This is a genomic window from Bordetella holmesii, assembly GCF_020735985.1.
GTDB classification, from domain to species: Bacteria; Pseudomonadota; Gammaproteobacteria; order Burkholderiales; family Burkholderiaceae_B; genus Bordetella; species Bordetella holmesii.
In genome coordinates, this window is sequence record NZ_CP085973.1 from 487,869 (window position 1) to 504,186 (window position 16,318).

Sequence of the window (16,318 nt, forward strand, 5' to 3'; positions counted from 1 at the left end):
GCTCGGGCATTGCCGGCCTGCCTGAGGCAGGCGCGAGCCATCTGCGGACCTGAGGCCCGCTTGAGAGAGAACGTGCGCAGCCTGGCCTACCGACAACAGGAGGTCGCTCAGAGACTGCGAGCGGCAGCGCGGCGTGCGTTGCAGCGTCACTGCCCGAGTCTGGTCGTTCGAGAGATCGGCATGCCGTCGGTGCAATCCTGCCGTTGAGAGCAAACGGCAAGGCGTCTGGCGCAGCCGGCCATTGCCGCTGTGCCAGACGCAGTTGGTAGATTCATAGTGTGTAGGCTGAAGCCCCATCGATCTGGTTTGCGGCTGACCCGTCACTGGTATTGCACCAATATTGAGTTTCAGCATGATTCGTCACATTCGCAGGAGTTGCCTGCATTATGCGCACTGATTCGGCCCAGCCTGCGTCAAACGTTGCCAGGGTTTATTCCGTTTGAATTTGGATCACGCAAGATGTTGCTCGGCAAGATTGCCTTGGATTGATGTTTCTCTCTTGGTTACCCAAAACGGGGGAGACCATGCCGGATAAATATGGGTACCAAATGCCGGCTCGCCTTGCATTTTCCGGTCGCGGCGCAAGAGTATCCTCAGCTGGACTTGCTCAGGCTACTCCCGGTGATAAGAGACCACAATTTGCTTCTGCCACTCCACGCGCCTTTTTTTATAATTTCGGCTGTCCGGCCGCGAGGGGTCGGACAGCCTGAGTCAGGCTGCCAGCAGTGTGCGGCGCGCGGCGATAAAGGCCTGGGCGGCTTTGTCGGCCAGGTGATGCCGGCCCGACTCGACGTATTGGCGCCCGCCTATCCAGGCCGAGCGCCGGGTGTTGCTGCGGCTGGCAGCAAACACATGCGAAGCCAACATCTGCTCGGGCGAGAAATCCGCCAGTGCGGCCAGACGGGTGTCCAGGGTGAAGAAGTCAGCCAGTCCGCCCGCGCGCAACTGCGCGCTGCCGGGCCGGCCTGATGCTCGCGCCCCGCCATCGAGCGCTTGCTGCATCAGGGCTTGTGCCACCTGTGGGCAATGGGGCAGGGCGCCGACATTGCGCTGGCGGCTGGCCAGACGCTGGCTATACTCCAGCATGAGAATTTCTTCAGCGGCATCCACGCAGATATGGCTGTCCGAGCCCAGGCCCCATGCGCCGCCGGCCTCGCGCCAGGCGCTGAACGGAAAAATACCGTCGCCGAGATTGGCTTCGGTGGTGGGGCACAGACCCGCGACCGCGCCACTGGCCGCAGCCAGGCGGATCTCTTCTTCGTCCAGGTGTGTGGCATGGACCAGGCACCAGCGATCATCGACGCGCGCGTGGTCGAGCAGCCAGCGCACGGGGCGCTGCCCGCTCCAGGCCAGGCAGTCCTCCACCTCTTTGATCTGCTCGGCGATGTGGATGTGCACCGGGGCGCCCGGCGCGATGGCGTCCAGTCCGGCCAGGGCCGGGCCGAGGCTGTCCGGTGGGACGGCGCGCAGCGAGTGCGGCGCCAGGCCCAGCACGGCGTCCTGCGCCTGACAATGCGGGTTGAGGCGCTCGAGCAAGCGCAGCATGTCGTCGGTGCTGCGGATAAAGCGGCGCTGGCCATCGTTGGGCGGCTGGCCGCCAAAGCCTGCGGTTTGATAAAGCACCGGCAGTAGCGTCAAGCGCATGCCGCTGCGGCGGGCCGCCGCCAGCAAGGCCAGGCTGAGCGTCGCGTCATCGGCGTAGGGGCGGCCGTCGGCGTCATGGTGCACGTAATGGAACTCGCAGGTGCTGCCATATCCCGCTTGCAGCATCTCGATGTAGAGCCAGGTTGCGATGTCCTCCAGGGCCTGCGGATCCAGGCGGTTGGCGAACTGATACATCAGGGTGCGCCAGCTCCAGAAGCTGTCACGGGCCTGCCCGCGGTATTCGGTCAGGCCGGCCAGGGCGCGCTGAAAGGCATGCGAATGCAGATTGGGCATGGCCGGCAGCAGCGGCCCGTCGGCCTGCGGCCACGTCCCGGCGGGTATGCCCGGCTGCACCGAGGTCAGGCGGCCATCGTCATCCCACTGCAGCAGCACATCGCGGGCCCAGCCGTCGGGCAGCAGTGCGTGTTGGGCATGGAGGGCGTTCATGCCCGGGCTCCGGCCAACGGGGTCAGGCGCACGGCAATCAGTGCCGCGCCCTCGCTGTCGGCCGCCAAGGGTAGGGCGCCTGCGTCCGTGGTCCAGAAGCCGCCCTGTCCGGGCCCAAGCGCGTGCGAACCGGCCACGGTCCAACGGCCGCTGCAGGCATAGACCAGGCTGCCGCCGGCAGGGGCGAGGGTTGCATTCGCCCGCAAGATCTGCACCTCGGCCTGCCACCCTTGGCGGCGCGTCATGACATTGAAGTCGCGTGTGCGCCCGCCCAGCAGCGAGGACAGGATGGGCTCTTCGCCGGCAAAGGAAAACGGGGCCAGCGGCGCGTCGAGCCGGTGATCGATGCGGCCGTCCTCGGTATAGAGGCGCACTCCGTCGCCATCGAGCAAGGTGATGACGCGGTCAATGCCCGCAAAGGCGGAGAAGGGGCCGTCGGCGTCGATGTCGGCGATGCTGATGCGCCAGGCAAAGCTGTCCATGGCGGCGCCGGCCGGGAAGCAGGCGAGTTCGCGCGTGGTGCCGCCGCCATTGCGCCACGGGGTGGCGGCGACGGTGGCCGTGTCGAAAAAGTGGAGCATCATGCTGAGGCTGTCATGAAAGAGAGATGACTGCTTCCATGATAGGCAGAGCCGGGCCGCCTCTGGCCGCGTTTGGGAAGCCTGGGTGCGTTGTTCCCAGTTTTCGGGAAAGCCGGAGGCGTTCAGCGTAGCGCCATTACGACAAAGACGAGCACCAGCAGGCCAATATAGATGCGGGCGTGCAGGCGGTCGGGTATGCGGCCAGCCAGTGGTGCCGACAGCCGAATGCCGGCGTAGGCGCTGAGCGTGAGCACGGCAAAGGCGCGCAGATCGACATAACCGGCATGCCAGGGGCCGATCGAGCCGGCGTGCCGCCACGCCAGAAGCACATAGGCCAGCGTGCCCACGACCACCACCGGCAGGCTCAGCGGGTTGGCCATGGCGCTGGACGAGGCCATGTCCAGGCCGCGCCGGCGCATGAGGGGCACCGTCATGACGCTGCCGCCCACGCCGAGAAAACTCGCGATCGCCCCGATGCCGATGCCCGTGCCCGCCGTGGCGGCAGGTCCCAGGGAGCGCGCGGGTGCGCCCTCCAGAAAACCCTTGCGCAGCAGGCAATCGGCAATCGTGATCCCCAGATAAATCAGAAACGCCCACCGCAACAGGCTACCACTTGCCAGGACCGCCAACGACGCACCCAATAGCGCGCCCAGCGCGATGTAGCCGGCCAGCGGCCAAATCCAGGACCATTGCAGCAGATGAATGCGCCGCCGGGTGGCCAGGCCAGCCGAGACCATCATCACGCACGTCGAGGTCGCAATGGCGATGTGCATGGCCGAGGCTGCCTCGGGAGTGCCCGGCGCATGGGTGGCCAGCAAGCCCTGATAGAGCAGCGGCACCACCACAAAGCCGCCGCCGAAGCCGAACAGCAGGGTGGTCACGCCTGCCAGGACACCAAAAACCGCCAGAATTACGTAAAAAGTCATGCCTGCTCCCGTATTGAGGGTGACGATACGCCACGCCGCTTTGGCGTACATTCGAATTTCTGCCATCCATATTCGAGTTTTCGCCATGCGTAATATCGGCATCGCCCCCATCGAGGCCACGGACAGGGCCGTGCTGGCCATCGGGACCTACTACCCGGACGGCCTGCTGCTGGATTGGCATTGTCACCGGCGCGCCCAATTGCTCTACGGCGCCACCGGACTGATGCAGGTAGCGGCAGGCAAGGGAGCATGGGTCGTGCCCAGCGGCCAGGCCTTGTGGATCCCGGCGGGGGTGGAACATCGGGTGCGCATGCTGGGCGTGAGCACGCGCAGTGTCTATATAGAGCCGGAGCGGGCGCCGCGCCCGACGCACGCATGCGAAGTGCTCGAAGTCAGCCCGCTGCTGCGGCAGCTTCTGCTCGAGGCGGTGGACATGCCGCTGCGCTATGACGAACGCGGGCGCGACGGGGCGTTGGTGGCGCTGCTGCTGCATGAGGTGGCACGTGCTCCAAGCCTGCCGCTGCATATCCCCTTGCCCCAGGATGATCCGCAGTTTAACGACGCCTGCCTGGCTTTCATGCGCGCCCCGCGCATCGATGAGCGTCCTGCCGATTGGGCGCGGCGGCTGGCATTGAGCGAGCGGACCCTGTTGAGGCGTTTTCGCCGCGCCACCGGCATGTCGTTTGCGCAATGGCGCCAGCGCGCCTGCCTGGGGCAGGCCCTGGCTGAGTTGGCGCGCGGGGTGGGGGTGACGACGGTGGCGCTGGATCTGGGCTACGAGAGTCCGGCGGCCTTTTCCACCATGGTGCGCCGCGTGCTGGGCCGTCCGCCATCGTCGTTGGTGCGTGGTGCGCGTCCGTTTGTCGCGGGCCACCCCGAGGCAGGCTTTCTATAATCCGCGCATTGTTTCTTCCGTTTGAGTCCTCTGCCATGTCCGAGTCCCGCATCGATTCTCGTCCTTTCTGGCGCAAACACCTGCTGGCTGTCGTGTTTCTGGTGCTTGCGCTGTTGTTGGCGCTGGCCTTTACCGCCAACTGGGTGCTGCGCGAGAGCAGCCCGCAGTTCAGCGTGCAGGTGGATACGCCCGCCGGCCAATCGCGGACCATCACCCTCGAAGACGGCACGGAAATCGTCGCGGCGGGCGGCACCGAACTGGGTGTGGCGGTTTATCCGCGGCGCCGGGATGTCATCCTGGACCACGGGCAGGTCTACTTCCGCGTGGTGTACAAGTTCCGCACCAACCTGAATGTGCGCATGGGGGTCAATGAAGTCAACGTGTTGGCGTCGGCCATGGCGACTCCCGACACGATTTTCGACGTCAAGCTCGACGCCGGGCACCTGATCGTGCGCGTCAAGCAGGGCGAGGTCAAGGTGCGCACCCAATCTGCCGGGCCGCGTGAGTTCGTCGAGTTGTCCGCGGGCCAGGCCGTGGACGTAGACCTGAAGAAAGTGCGCCATGAGGTCCGCCCGATCGACCCGGCCAGCATAGGCGCGGGAAACTGACTCAGGCGGCTCGCGGCTGATCCGAGGGCGTGGACGGGCCCTGCGGGTCATTTTCCGCGTCGGGCCGCGCGCCCAGTGGCGCCAGGCCCAACTGCGCGCGCAGCCGCTGACAGTCCGGGTTGGCGCTGCCATCGGCTTGCCACATATCGAACTCGCGACAGGGTGTGGAGCGGTTTTCGTAAATGGCACAATGAATGCCGGGTTGACCCAGTTCGCCGCGCAGCGATATGCAGCGGCCGGAGCCTTGCTCCGTACCCTTCATGCAGACGCGCGACGGGCTGATCTGGGTGACCAGCGCCTCGGGCACCAGGCCGCCATGCACATCCACCTCACCGAAGTAGAAAGACACGCGGAAGTGGGCGCAGCAGGCGCCGCAGCTCAGGCAGGGATTGGCCAGGGGCTGTCCGCTCAGATCAGCCAGGGAAACAATGGTGGTGGGGTCAGGGGTGAGTCGCGTCATGGCGAGATCCGTACAGGTCGGCGCCGCGCCGCTGGCTCGCCGACGCGCAATAGTAGCAGGGCGGCCGGGGCCCGATTGCCGGGGCTGGCCAAGCCCGTCAGAATGACCCTTTCGTCAATCTGATAATTTCGCCATGGACGCTCGCAAGGACTTTCCCGATGGCCATCCGCGCTGCGGTTGGGTCGATCAATCCGTCATCTACTGCGACTATCACGATCAGGAGTGGGGGCGCCCCAGTGCCGATGACCGGCACCTGTTCGAGCAGATCTGCCTTGAAGGCATGCAATCGGGTTTGAGCTGGCGCACCATCCTGAACAAGCGCGACGGCTACCGGCAGGCCTTTGCTGGCTTTGACATCGACGCAATCGCCCGGTTTGGCCGGGAGGACGTCGAGCGGCTGGTGCAAGACGCCGGCATCGTCAGGCACCGAGGCAAGATAGAAGCCATCATCAACAATGCGCGGCGTGCACGCGAGATGCGCGAGCGTGAAGGTTCGCTGGCGGCTTTTTTCTGGCGCTTCGAAGGGCCGGACCGGCCGTTGACCGACGGCGCGCCGACGGCCGAAGCCATCGCGTTGTCCAAAGCCCTGAAGAACCTGGGCTGGTCTTTCGTCGGGCCGACCACGGTCTATGCCTTCATGCAATCGATCGGCATGGTCAACGACCATCATGCCGAATGCTTTGCGCAACAAGCGTGCGCGCATGCGCGCAGCCACTTCAAGCGCCCGAGTGCGTGACCACTGATTGCGCTTTGTATCCTGACGCTGCGTCGGGGTTTATCCCGCGCGGCGACTGCGATACCCTGACAGGGAGGCTTCCGGGGGCGCGGTGCTTGCCGGGGCGCGATCCAAGGCGCATAAACAATGACAACCCGGCGCAAGATCCTTGTTGCAATCCTCGTCGTACTGCTGGCCCTGCCCGTGGTCGCCGCAGTCGTGATCAGCAATCTGGACTGGAACCGCTTCAAACCCACCGTCAACGAAAAGGTGTCGGCGGCCATCGGCCGGCCCTTTGCCATCCAGGGTGACTTAAGCGTGAAATGGGAGCGCTAGGCCGAAGAAACCGGATGGCGTTCCTGGCTGCCGTGGCCGCGCATTTCCGCCTCTGACATCACCATCGCCAATGCGCCGTGGGGCAAGGCCCCGGCCCTGGCCACCCTCGAGCGCGCCAGCTTTACCCTGTCGCCATTGCCATTGTTGGCGCGCCATGTGGTCATCCGCCAGGTGCAACTCACCCACCCCAGCGCCAATCTCGAACGCCAGGCCGACGGGCAGGCCAACTGGGTCTTTGTGATGCCGGATACCGGCAAGCCCTCGCCCTGGACCATCGACATCAACGAAATCGGCTTTGATCAGGGCAGAGTCGGGTATCAGGATGCGCTCCTGAAAGCCGACCTCGAGGTGCTGATCGACCCGCTGGGCAAGCCCGTGCCCTTTGCCGAATTGGCCGGCAACGCCTTGGCCAAGAAGGATGCCCCGGCAGCGGCGGACAAGGCCGCCGAACCACAGCCGCCCGACTATGTCTTTGGCTGGAAGGTCAAGGGCAAATACAAAGACTTGCCCGTGCAGGGCGAGGGCAAGGTAGGGGGCATGCTGGCCTTGCGCGATGCCTCGCAGCCTTTCCCGATTCAGGCCGAGGTGAGCACGGGGTCGACCAAGGCGTCGATCGTGGGTACGTTGACCGATCCGATGCAACTGGGCGCGCTGGATCTGCGTTTGAAACTCTCCGGCGCCTCGATGGCCAATCTGCACGCCCTGACTGGCGTGACATTGCCCGACACCCCGCCTTACTCTACCGATGGCCACCTGCAAGCCCGCCTGCACGAGGCCGCCGGCCCGGTGTTTCATTACCGCGACTTCAACGGCAAGGTGGGCAACAGCGATCTGCATGGCGACATCAGCTTCGCCATGCAAGCGCCACGTCCCAAACTGACAGGTCAGCTATCCTCCAATTTGTTGCGCATGGCTGACCTCGGGCCCCTGGCAGGCGTGAAATCGGGGGCGGGCACTACCGCCAAAAGCCTGAAGGCCGAGGGAGAAAAAACCGTGGCCCAGCCGGCCGACAAGGTCTTGCCGGTGCAGGAGTTCCGCACCGATCGCTGGCACGACATGGACGCCGACGTCAAACTATCGGCCGCACGCATCATCCACGGCGACTCCCTGCCGTTGAGCAACCTGAACGTGGGCGTGCTCATGCAGGATGGCCAACTGACGCTGGACCCGCTGCGCTTTAACATGGCCGGCGGGCGGCTCAACGGCAAGCTCAGCCTGGACGGATCCAAATCGCCGATGGCGGGGCGCATCAACATGGCAGCCCGCAATCTGCAGCTCAAAGAGCTGTTCCCCAAAATGCAGTCCATGGAGCGCACGCTGGGCGAACTCAACGGCGACGCTACGCTCTCGGGGAGCGGCAACTCCGTGGCCGCCTTGCTGGGCACCGCCACTGGCGACACCCAGTTGCTGGTCAACGAAGGCGTCATCAGCCGCGCGCTCATGGAGATTGCCGGCCTTAACGTGGGCAACTATGTGGTCAGCAAATTGTTTGGCGACGACGAGGTCAAGATCAATTGCGGCGCCGCCGACCTGCAGATGAAATCCGGCGTCATGGACACGCGCCTGTTTGTGTTCGATACCGAAAACGCCATCATCACCATCGACGGCAGCATCAACTTCCGCACCGAAGCCATGGACCTGGACATCTCGCCGGAGAGCAAAGGCTTTCGCCTGTTCTCGCTGCGCTCGCCGCTGTACGTGCGCGGCACCTTCAAGCATCCCGACACCGGCGTGCACGTCCTGCCCCTGGCCGCCCGCGGCGCAGGCGCCGTCGCCTTGGGCGTGCTCCTGACCCCGGCAGCCGGCCTGCTGGCCCTCATCGTCCCCAGCTCGCCTCAGGACAACCAATGCAGCGAGCTCTTTCAGCGCTTAAAGCAGCCGCCCGCCAAGAAATGAGTGGGCGAGCGCAACCCATGTTTTGGAGCCTTTTTTGGACCCCGGTTGGACAAGCCGGAAAATCTATGTATAATTCGGCCTCTCGCAATTGCAGCGGTTCTACAGCGAAATAAGGCAAGCGTATCAAACCCCTCGGGGCCATGAATTGCTTGCACATTTCCTCGGTGATAACACTGCATGCGCCGGGCTGTTAGCTCAGTTGGTAGAGCAGCGGACTCTTAATCCGTAGGTCGAGTGTTCGAGCCACTCACAGCCCACCAGAATTCTCTAGTAGTATCAAGCACTTAGCCCACCGATTGCGGTGGGCTTTTTGCTTTCTGGGAATTTTGACCGCACTTCTAACGCACTCCGGTGTTTTGGCGGACTCTGGCAGTGACGGTAATCCCCCCGCAAAAGCGATGATGTGGATTCAGACGGTCAGAAGTAGAATTTTCTCGTTGAGGAGTTCTACCGCGTGAAGAAGTCGAGATTTACGGACAGCCAGATCATCGAAGCGATTAAGCGGGCCGAGGCAGGCTTGGCAGTGCCCGAGTTGTGCCGCGAGCTGGGAATCAGTTCAGCAACGTTCTACAAATGGCGGTCCAAGTTCGGCGGCATGGATGTGTCAATGATGTCGCGGATGAAGGAGCTGGAGGCTGAGAACGCCCGGCTTCGCAAGATGTATGTCGAGGAGAGGTGACCTGCCCCCAGATTTAGTACGGCACCGACATAGAGCACAGGGGTAAAAGACCTTCTTTCTGATGAGCCTGCACGAATTGCGCCGGCGTTAAATATCCGAGCGCGCTGTGAGGCCGATCGGTGTTGTACTCGACTCGCCAGTTTTCGATCAAGCTTTTAGCCTGTCGCAGGGACAAGAACCAGTGCTCGTTAAGGCATTCGTCGCGGAACTTGCCGTTGAAACTTTCGATATAAGCGTTCTCCACCGGCTTACCCGGCCGAATAAACGACAGCTTTACGCCTGCTTGGTAGGCCCAGACGTCCAAGGCTCTTCCGGCGAACTCTGGCCCGTTGTCCACGGTAATAGATCGCGGCAGGCCACGCATCTCCGCCAGCCGTTGCAGCACCATGGCAACACGCAGTCCCGGCAACGACGTATCGACCTCGATGGCCAGGCATTCGCGAGTGTAGTCATCGACGATAGTCAAACAGCGGAATCGGCGGCCATAGGCTAGGCCGTCGGCCACAAAGTCCATTGACCAACTCTGATTCGGCGCGATTGCCGCTGGGCGAACCACGCGCTCGGTCATTAATGTCCTGACCGCCTCGCGTTTGGCCTGCGGGCTGACTACTTTCGGCTTAGCAGATCCTGAAGCGCCGCCTTGTCCAGCATCGACTCGGCCAACAGCTTCTTGAGCTTGTTGTTCTCCTGCTCCAGCTCCTTGAGCCTCTGAGCGTCCGACACCGTCATGCCACCGAACTTCGCCTTCCAGTTGTAGTACGTTGCCTCGGAGATTCCATGCTTGCGGCACAACTCTGCGGGCTTGGCACCTGCATCGGCTTCCTTGAGCACGCCGATGATTTGCTCTTCCGTAAATCGTTTCTTCATTGCCATTCCTTTGGGAACGGACTCTACATCGATTTCGTACTAATCACGGGGAGCAGATCACCGCTTCCACCAGTCGGCTCACCGCCTCGTGCCTGAGGTCATGAAACCGGAAATCCGTCAGTCCCACTTCTTTCTTCGCATCCGTCCTCGCCTTATCGAATAGATACGGCTGTCGCACGCCATCGCGCCCCGGGTCACCAAAGAACACCAGATCGGTTTCGGGCGGTCGGGTGGGGTTATCCGTGGCCGTCTGAAACGCCGCCGTCGCCGCTTTGGTGAGGGGCACGGTGCGTGGCGATGAGTTCTTGGTGATGTCCAGGCGCACGACGCGTTTTTGCAGATCTACTTAGCTCATGCGTAGGCCGCCGATCTTGAAGAGCCGCATGCCGGTTTCCAGCGCGATGCGTACGATCCAACTGAACATGGGGTTGGAGTGGCATCGACGGCTGCCAGCAGGCGCTCCGAAAGTACGCTCGGTGCTTCGCCACTGTACCTGGCTCACAAACTTGGAAAATCCCCTAGTGCTAGGGAAAGACTAAAAATCGCGCTAGATGTTTGTAAACACTAGGAATTTTTAAGTGGTGCCCGGGGCCGGAATCGAACCGGCACGCCTTGCGGCGGGGGATTTTGAGTCCCCTGCGTCTACCAATTTCACCACCCGGGCGGGGGATGCGCTGTCCTGATGATTCAGGTCAGGCTGGCAAGAAAGTCCGCCATTATACGTGATCCTGGCGAGTTTGCCAGGGGGCTGCGAGAAACGTTGTTTTCGGAGCCCCCGTGAGGCTTATTCCTGACGGGGTTCGGGGAGGAACCAGTTCATCAGCAGGGCGCAGATGCCGCCGGTGGCCACGCCGGATTCGAGGACGCTTTTGAGGGCGTGGGGCATGTGGGCGAGGAATTCCGGCACTTGGGATACGCCCAAGCCGAGGGCCAGAGAGACGGCGATGATGAGCAGGGCGCGGCGGTCCAGGCGGATGCCGGCCAGGATGTTGATGCCCGAGGCGGCGACGGCGCCGAACATGACCATGGCGGCGCCGCCCAGAACGGGTTCGGGCACGGCTTGGAGGATGCCCGCTACGCTGGGGAAGAGGCCAAGGATGATGAGCATGGCGGCGATCCAGATGCCGACGCGGCGGCTGGCGATGCCGGTGAGCTGGATGACGCCGTTGTTTTGGGCGAAGACGGAGCTGGGGAAGGTGTTGAAGACGCCTGCCAGCAGCGAGTTGGCGCCATTGACCAGCACGCCGCCTTTGATGCGCTGCATCCATTGCGGGCCCTGGACGGGTTGGCGTGAGACCTGGCTGGTGGCGGTGATGTCGCCGATGGCTTCGAGCGAGGTGACCAGGTAGATGATGAGCATGGGCACGAAAAGCGGCCAGGAGAAGGCCAGGCCGAAGTGCAGGGGGACGGGTACCTGGAAGAGGGCGGCGTCGCGCGCGCTGCTCAGGTCGAGCCGGCCGAGGTAGGCGGCGGCCAGGTAGCCGATGGCCAGGGCGATGACCAGGGCGGCGCTGCGCACCCAGGTGACGGGCACGCGGTTGAGCACGATGATGGTGCCCAGGACGAGGCCGGAGAGCAGGAGGTTCTCGGCGTTGGCGAAGGTGCCGTTTTGCATGGCGGCAAAGCCGCCGCCCATGCTGATGAGGCCGACTTTGATGAGCGTCAGCCCGATGAGCAGCACGACGATGCCGGTGACCAGGGGAGTGATGAGGCGTTTGACGAAGGGCAGGATGCGCGAGATGCCCATTTCGACGAAGGAGCCGGCGATTACCACGCCAAAGATGGCGGCCATGACGGCTTCGACGGGGCTGCCTTGTTTGACCATGAGGCTGCCGCCGGCGATCAGGGGCCCGACGAAGTTGAAGCTGGTGCCTTGCACGATGAGCAGGCCGGCGCCAAAGGGGCCGAAGCGGTGGCATTGGACGTAGGTGGCGATGCCCGAGATGACCAGCGACATCGAGACGATGAGGGTGGTGTCGCGGCTGGGGACGCCCAGGGCCTGGCAGATGAGCAGGCCGGAGGTGACGATGGGCACCAGGATGGCCAGCAGATGCTGCAAGGCGGCGATGAAGGTCACGGGCGCCGAGGGGCGATCGTTGGGGCCGAAGACGAGGTCAGGGGCGGCCTGGGCAGGCGGGGAGGCAGGTAGAGGAGCGGAGCTCATGGTGTAAAGAGCGTTGGATGGGCCGAAGAAAGTGCGGGATTTTACCGATTTCCGGGGCGGCGCCCCGGCAGGGGCGCAACTGGGGCTGCGGCTAGACTCTTGAAATCGGTCCGAGCCATCCCCATGTCGAGAGGGCCTGGCGGGCCGCCGCCTTTTCACTATCCATTTAGCCAACGATCACCACCATGACTCAAAACGCCACGTCCGAAACCCTGGGATTCCAGGCCGAGGTCAAGCAGTTGCTGCACCTGATGATCCATTCCTTGTACAGCAACAAGGAGATCTTTCTGCGCGAGCTGGTGTCGAACGCTTCGGATGCCTGCGACAAGCTGCGCTTTGAAGCCATCGACCAGCCCGACCTGCTGGCCGGCGACGGCGAGCTGGCCATCCGCGTCAGCTACGACAAGGCAGCGCGCACGATCACCATTGCGGACAACGGCATCGGCCTGTCGCGCGAGGAGGCCATCGCCAATCTGGGCACGATCGCCCGCTCGGGCACGCGCGAGTTTTTCTCGCAACTGACGGGCGACAAGCAAAAGGACGCGCAGCTCATCGGCCAGTTTGGCGTGGGGTTTTATTCGTCGTTCATCGTGGCCGACAAGGTCAGTGTGTTGAGCCGCCGCGCAGGCGCGGACGACGCGATTCTGTGGGAGTCGGACGGCCAGGGCGAGTTTTCGATTGCACCGGCGCAAAAGGCCAGCCGCGGCACGGACGTGGTGCTGCATCTGCGTGCCGACGAGGATGAGTTTCTCAATGGCTGGAAGCTGCGCGAGATTCTGCGCCGCTATTCCGACCATATTTCGCTGCCCATCCAGATGAAGAAAGAGGAGTGGGACGCGGACAAGGGCGAGCAGGTCGTGCGCGATGAGTGGGAGACGGTCAACCAGGCCAATGCGCTGTGGACGCGCAGCAAGGGCGAGATCAGCGACGAGCAGTATCGCGAGTTCTACAAGACGGTCTCGCATGATTTCGAGGACCCGCTGGCCTGGACGCACAATCGCGTCGAGGGCCGCAGTGAATATACCCAGCTGCTGTATGTGCCGCGCCAGGCGCCGTTCGATCTGTGGGACCGGGACGCGCGCCGCGGGGTCAAGTTGTACGTCAAGCGCGTGTTCATCATGGACGACGCCGAGCAACTGCTGCCGGCCTATCTGCGCTTTGTGCGCGGGGTGATCGATTCGGCCGATCTGCCGTTGAACGTCTCGCGCGAGATTCTGCAGGAAAGCCGTGACGTGCGCGCCATCCGCGAGGGGTCGGCCAAGCGCATTCTGTCGTTGCTGGAGGATCTGGCCGAGAACCGCAAGGACGATTACGCCGCGTTCTGGAACGAGTTTGGCCAGGTGCTCAAGGAGGGGGTGGGCGAAGATCCGTCCAACCAGGAACGCATTGCCAAGCTGCTGCGTTTTGCGTCGACGCAGTCCGGCGATGCGGCGCAGACCGTGTCGTTGGACGAGTACTTGGGCCGCATGAAGGAAGGTCAGGACAAGATCTACTACGTCACCGCCGATAGTTTCTCGGCCGCCAGTAACAGCCCGCACCTGGAGATTTTCCGCAAAAAGGGTATCGAGGTGCTGTTGTTGTGGGACCGCGTGGACGAGTGGATGCTCTCGCATCTGCGCGAGTTCGATGGCAAGTCGCTGGTGTCGGTGGCCAAGGGCGGTCTGGATCTGGCCGAGCTCGCCGACGAGGAAGAAAAGAAGAAGCAGACCGAGGTGGCTGAGTCGTTCAAGCCGCTGGTCGAGCGTTTGCAGGCTGCGTTGGGCGAGCATGTCAAGGAGGTGCGCGTGACGCTGCGCCTGGTGGATTCGCCGGCGTGCGTTGTGGTGGGGCAGAATGACCTGAGCCCGCATCTGCTGCGCATGCTCAAGGCTGCCGGCCAGGAGGCCCCCGAGGTCAAGCCTGTGCTGGAGATCAACCCCGAGCACGCACTCATTGCCCGTATCCGGGATGTGCCGGAGGCGGACTTTGCGGCGTGGGCGCAGTTGCTGCTGGATCAGGCGCTTTTGGCCGAAGGCGCGCAAATCGCCGATCCGGCGGCCTTCGTCAAGCGGCTGAACGCCCTGCTGCTCAAGGTGTAAGGGGCCGCCAGGCCGCACGCGCGGCCGGCCCGGGAAGCGGACCCTGCGGGGTCCGCTTTGCATTGGCGCGCACAGGCGCGGGATCGCCGCACCGTTCTAGAATGCAGGTTTCCGGATCGGGTAGCTGCCGCGATGATAGATCTGCGCAATATCGAGACCTTTTTCTGGGTGGCCACGCTGGGCGGCTTTCGGGCGGCGGCCGAGAAGCTCAACGCCACGCAACCAGCCATCTCGCAGCGCATCGCCAGCCTGGAGGCCGACCTCAAGGTACGTCTGTTCGAGCGCGATACGCGCGGCATCCGGCTGACGGCCAAGGGGCAGGAGCTGCTGTCGCATGCCGAGCGCATGCTGCAGATGCGCCATGACATGCAGGCCGCCGCGGTGGCCAAGAACGTGATGAGCGGCACCTTGCGTCTGGGAGTGTCGGAGACCCTGGTGCATACCTGGCTGCCGCGCTTCATGGAGGGTCTGCACGATGTCTATCCGGCGCTCATGGTCGAGATCCAGGTCGACACCACCACGGCGCTGGAGGCGCAACTGGTCTCGCACCAGATCGACCTGGCGTTTCTGCTGGGGCCGCTCAAGGATGAACGCGCCGACAATCTGTTTCTGTGCGACTACCCGTTGTCGTGGCTGGCCAGCCCGAAGCTGAAGGTTGGCCGTCAGCCGGTGGCACTCAAGCATCTGGCGCAGTGGCCCATCATCACGTATAGCGCGACCACCGAGCCGCACCGTGCCGTGCGCCACGCGTTGCAGGAAGCAGGCGTCAAAGCGCCGCGCATGTATGGAAGTTCGGCGCTTAGCGTGATTGTGCGCATGGCCATGGATGGCATCGGCACGGCGGTGATCGCTCCGATTTTTCTGCGCGAAGCGCTCAACCAGGGCGAGCTGCGCCTGCTGCAGGTCAAGGCGCGCGATCTGCCGCCCTTGCATCACACCGCCAGCTGGATGCGCGGGCCCGACAGCCATGTGCCCGAGGTGCTCGCGCGCATGGCACAGGAGATCGCGCACGCCGACAGCCAGCGCCGCGCTAGTGTTTTCCCTTAAGGGTTTAACCCTGATAAGAAAACGTGATCGGCCCGTATCGCAAGATGTGATTAGACGCTTGTGAAAGCTTCAGGTGCAATGCCTACCAATAAGCCAAAAAACATCACAAGGGAATTTTCATGGCACCGTCGGCCAAGCTCGCGTATCAGGCGCGTCTGGATGCGCGCAGCGGCAAACACACCGGCCCCACGGCCAATGTCGCGCCCGGCCATGTCCAGGCCAATCTCGCCATTTTGCCGGCGGCGTTGGCGGCCGATTTTCTGCACTTCTGTCAGCTCAACCCCAAGCCCTGCCCGCTGCTTGCCATGTCCGAGCCGGGCAACCCCAGCCTGCCGCTGTTGGGCGAGGACATCGATATCCGTACCGATATCGCACGCTATCGCATCTGGAAAAACGGCGAGCTGGTGGCCGAGCCCACGGATGTGCGCGATGTCTGGCGCGATGATCTGGTGTCGTTTCTGATTGGCTGCTCGTTCTCGTTCGAGGAAGCCATGCTGGACAACGGGCTGCCGGTGCGCCACATCGAACAGGGCTGCAATGTGCCGATGTACCGCACCAATGTGCCCACGCGCCAGGCGGGGGTGTTTGGCGGGCCGCTGGTGGTGTCGATGCGCCCGCTCAAGGCGGCCGACGCCATTCGCGCGATTCAGGTGACGTCGCGTTTTCCGTCGGTGCATGGGGCACCCGTGCATTTTGGCGACCCCTCGTTTATCGGGATTGCCGATATCAATCGACCCGACTATGGTGATGCGGTCGAGATCCGCGAGGGCGAGGTACCGGTGTTCTGGGCGTGCGGGGTGACGCCGCAGTCCGTGGTGGCGGCCGTCAGGCCGGAGTTCTGCATCACGCACGCGCCCGACCACATGCTGGTTACCGATTTGCTGAATAGCCGCGTGGCCATCCTTTGAGCGACACCGACCTACGGTATCTGTTTCATCCGTTTTAGTGAACCAACGATCCTTCAAAGGACGCGAT

At 63.5% G+C, this 16,318-nt stretch carries 12 protein-coding genes, 2 tRNA genes and 4 pseudogenes; 10 read left to right on the plus strand and 8 right to left on the minus strand.

Features of this window, described 5'->3' with window-relative positions; translation table 11 throughout:
• Nucleotides 1-60 precede the first annotated feature (60 nt).
• Nucleotides 61-207 (plus strand): hypothetical protein, encoded by a 147-nt coding sequence (locus LK440_RS02235; protein ID WP_153566140.1) that lies wholly within the window; start codon nucleotides 61-63, stop codon nucleotides 205-207.
• A 504-nt stretch (nucleotides 208-711) separates the two neighbouring features.
• Here the strand turns inward: LK440_RS02235 and LK440_RS02240 are convergent.
• From LK440_RS02240 to LK440_RS02250, 3 genes are all read right to left on the minus strand, one after another.
• The gene (locus tag LK440_RS02240) at nucleotides 712-2,091 is read right to left on the minus strand and encodes a formimidoylglutamate deiminase (protein ID WP_005015791.1); all 1,380 of its coding nucleotides are present in this window, start codon (nucleotides 2,089-2,091) and stop codon (nucleotides 712-714) included.
• Nucleotides 2,088-2,675 carry a HutD/Ves family protein gene (locus LK440_RS02245; protein WP_005015790.1) on the minus strand — a complete coding sequence of 196 codons (588 nt, stop codon included), beginning with the start codon at nucleotides 2,673-2,675 and terminating at the stop codon, nucleotides 2,088-2,090. Before LK440_RS02245 ends, LK440_RS02240 begins: the two co-directional genes overlap by 4 nt.
• 119 nt (nucleotides 2,676-2,794) lie before the next feature.
• The gene (locus LK440_RS02250) at nucleotides 2,795-3,598 is read right to left on the minus strand and encodes a sulfite exporter TauE/SafE family protein (protein ID WP_025341219.1); all 804 of its coding nucleotides are present in this window, start codon (nucleotides 3,596-3,598) and stop codon (nucleotides 2,795-2,797) included.
• An 85-nt stretch (nucleotides 3,599-3,683) separates the two neighbouring features.
• Between LK440_RS02250 and LK440_RS02255 the strand changes: the two genes are divergently transcribed.
• A complete protein-coding gene (locus LK440_RS02255) occupies nucleotides 3,684-4,493 on the plus strand; it encodes an AraC family transcriptional regulator (protein WP_005015783.1) in 810 nt (269 codons plus the stop codon).
• 35 nt (nucleotides 4,494-4,528) lie between these two features.
• Nucleotides 4,529-5,101, plus strand: a complete 573-nt coding sequence (locus tag LK440_RS02260) for a FecR domain-containing protein (RefSeq protein ID WP_017685510.1) — start codon at nucleotides 4,529-4,531, stop codon at nucleotides 5,099-5,101.
• 1 nt (nucleotide 5,102) lies between these two features.
• Here LK440_RS02260 and LK440_RS02265 read toward each other — a convergent pair whose 3' ends face one another.
• A complete protein-coding gene (locus LK440_RS02265; protein ID WP_005015778.1) occupies nucleotides 5,103-5,561 on the minus strand; it encodes a YkgJ family cysteine cluster protein in 459 nt (152 codons plus the stop codon).
• A 133-nt stretch (nucleotides 5,562-5,694) separates the two neighbouring features.
• Here LK440_RS02265 and LK440_RS02270 point away from each other — a divergent pair, with 133 nt between their 5' ends.
• The 4 genes and pseudogenes from LK440_RS02270 to LK440_RS02285 all read left to right on the plus strand — a co-directional run.
• Nucleotides 5,695-6,297, plus strand: a complete 603-nt coding sequence (locus LK440_RS02270) for a DNA-3-methyladenine glycosylase I (RefSeq protein ID WP_005015774.1) — start codon at nucleotides 5,695-5,697, stop codon at nucleotides 6,295-6,297.
• 126 nt (nucleotides 6,298-6,423) lie between these two features.
• Nucleotides 6,424-8,508, plus strand: a pseudogene (locus tag LK440_RS02275) (AsmA family protein).
• Between the two features lie 184 nt (nucleotides 8,509-8,692).
• Nucleotides 8,693-8,768 (plus strand) — tRNA-Lys (locus LK440_RS02280).
• Nucleotides 8,769-8,962: 194 nt separating this feature from the next.
• Nucleotides 8,963-9,184 (plus strand): annotated as a pseudogene (locus tag LK440_RS02285) (transposase); the annotation flags it as partial.
• A gap of 16 nt (nucleotides 9,185-9,200) precedes the next feature.
• On the opposite strand, the pseudogene LK440_RS02290 reads toward LK440_RS02285, so the two are convergent.
• From LK440_RS02290 to LK440_RS02305, 4 genes and pseudogenes are all read right to left on the minus strand, one after another.
• Nucleotides 9,201-10,060, minus strand: a pseudogene (locus tag LK440_RS02290) (IS3 family transposase).
• A gap of 55 nt (nucleotides 10,061-10,115) precedes the next feature.
• Nucleotides 10,116-10,513: pseudogene (locus tag LK440_RS02295) on the minus strand (site-specific integrase); the annotation flags it as partial.
• A 120-nt stretch (nucleotides 10,514-10,633) separates the two neighbouring features.
• A tRNA-Leu gene (locus LK440_RS02300) sits at nucleotides 10,634-10,718 on the minus strand.
• A gap of 120 nt (nucleotides 10,719-10,838) precedes the next feature.
• Nucleotides 10,839-12,218, minus strand: a complete 1,380-nt coding sequence (locus LK440_RS02305; protein ID WP_017685928.1) for a uracil-xanthine permease family protein — start codon at nucleotides 12,216-12,218, stop codon at nucleotides 10,839-10,841.
• 185 nt (nucleotides 12,219-12,403) lie between these two features.
• Between LK440_RS02305 and htpG the strand changes: the two genes are divergently transcribed.
• The 3 genes from htpG to LK440_RS02320 all read left to right on the plus strand — a co-directional run bounded on the left by htpG (nucleotide 12,404) and on the right by LK440_RS02320 (nucleotide 16,251).
• Nucleotides 12,404-14,296 (plus strand): molecular chaperone HtpG, encoded by a 1,893-nt coding sequence (gene htpG, locus LK440_RS02310; protein ID WP_005015758.1) that lies wholly within the window; start codon nucleotides 12,404-12,406, stop codon nucleotides 14,294-14,296.
• A 132-nt stretch (nucleotides 14,297-14,428) separates the two neighbouring features.
• Complete coding sequence (locus LK440_RS02315) at nucleotides 14,429-15,343, plus strand: LysR family transcriptional regulator (protein ID WP_005015757.1); 915 nt, start codon at nucleotides 14,429-14,431, stop codon at nucleotides 15,341-15,343.
• A gap of 119 nt (nucleotides 15,344-15,462) precedes the next feature.
• Nucleotides 15,463-16,251, plus strand: coding sequence for a putative hydro-lyase (locus LK440_RS02320; protein WP_005015755.1), 789 nt, complete (start codon nucleotides 15,463-15,465; stop codon nucleotides 16,249-16,251).
• Nucleotides 16,252-16,318 lie beyond the last annotated feature (67 nt).